Genomic DNA, 1429 nt, shown 5'->3' on the forward strand with positions numbered 1-1429 from the left:
ATATATAGGTGATTATATATTTAACAATACAAAATAGTGTCTGGGACATGTATATGTGTTAAAGAAATTTGATTTGTACTTTTTGGTTGTTCTTATAAAAATAAGCATATCACTGTAAAACTGTAGTAATCAGTTCTAGTGATATGCTTATTTTTATTTTAAAAATCTAAATAATAATATATATCATATTTACCTTCTTGGTTAGTGAAACTATAGTCTTTCGTATTTAATCCGCCTATTTCAAATCCATAACGTAAATAAAAGTGATTAGCGCTTAAGTTATTGTCTTGCGCAATTGTATATAGTCCATATATTTCTTTTGTTTTTGCTTCTGATATTGCTGCATCTAACAACATTGAAGCAATATTTTTTCTGCGATGTGATGAAGCCACTTTTAAATCACTTAGATATAGATATTTGTTCCAATTATTTTCGAAAATTGCTAAACCTACACATTCATTATTTTCAAAAGCACCAAGTGCAAATCCATTTTGATTAATTATGTCTAGTTGATAATTTTCATCTGGAAAAACCATTGTTTCAGTTTCAGTTAAAATTTCATGATAATTCCATAAATTATTTGCTCTTGTAACGATTAATTTTCCGTATAATTCAAACTTTTCATTGGGCAGTTTAAGTGCTTTTTGATTCTCATTTATTATTTTCTCTATATTTACCATAGTAGAAAACCCCCCTTATTAACGCTTATTCTATCTCTACAATGCAATCCATATTTAGCTTTAGCAACTCATTATTTTTAAGCACTTCTAACTTATTTCGTTCACTATCAAATTTATTTATTTCACAGTCTACTTCTTTAAAATAACCATTATCCCAATATTTAATTGATGCTTTTGGATTATAGAATATCTTCTCTGCTAAAACATGATTTAAATCGTTTAATGCAGTGTCCTCTAATATAGGTTTATCAACCTTTGTTTGATCTCTTATAAACTGTTTAATCGTTTCGTATTGTTGTGGCATTGTCGCAAATGGTGCCCATTTAATCATACCACGGCCTTTAGGTATGTTTTGTTGAAGATATTTATTTGGTATTTTTCGATAATCAGATTCATATTTGTATGGTTCAGGCATACTCGGATTAATGACTTTCATATGCAAGTTCCTTATTTATTTTATTTAAGCGATGAATCGAGTTGTTTAATGCAACAATCATAGTATTTCTTTGAGTATGTGAAGACTGTACGTCATCATAAACTGTGCATAGTAACTCTAAATAATCTGAATATAAGATGAACTTTTCTGTTCGACTATTAAATGACTTAAGATAATTACAAACATTGTTTATTTCTTTATAAATAACTTTGTCGTTTAAAAATTTTGCGGTGTCATTAGTTGGCTCAATGCTATCTAACATGTAAATATAAGATTCAAATTTATTAATCATTAAGTTTATATACTTATTCAT

The 1429-nt window shown here is 27.4% G+C and carries 3 protein-coding genes; all 3 read right to left on the reverse strand.

Annotated elements, in window-relative coordinates:
• Window positions 1–158 precede the first annotated feature (158 nt).
• Window positions 159–680 (reverse strand): GNAT family N-acetyltransferase, encoded by a 522-nt coding sequence (locus tag CD129_RS12275; RefSeq protein ID WP_078356269.1) that lies wholly within the window; start codon window positions 678–680, stop codon window positions 159–161.
• Window positions 681–705: 25 nt separating this feature from the next.
• On the reverse strand, window positions 706–1116 hold the full coding sequence (locus CD129_RS12280) for a YolD-like family protein (protein WP_078356270.1): 411 nt from the start codon (window positions 1114–1116) through the stop codon (window positions 706–708).
• The coding region (locus CD129_RS13280) for a hypothetical protein (protein ID WP_078356271.1) at window positions 1103–1429 on the reverse strand (327 nt) is incomplete at its 5' end. The genes CD129_RS13280 and CD129_RS12280, both read right to left, overlap by 14 nt.

This window comes from Mammaliicoccus fleurettii (genome assembly GCF_003970575.1).
In the GTDB taxonomy this organism is placed as follows: Bacteria; Bacillota; Bacilli; order Staphylococcales; family Staphylococcaceae; genus Mammaliicoccus; species Mammaliicoccus fleurettii.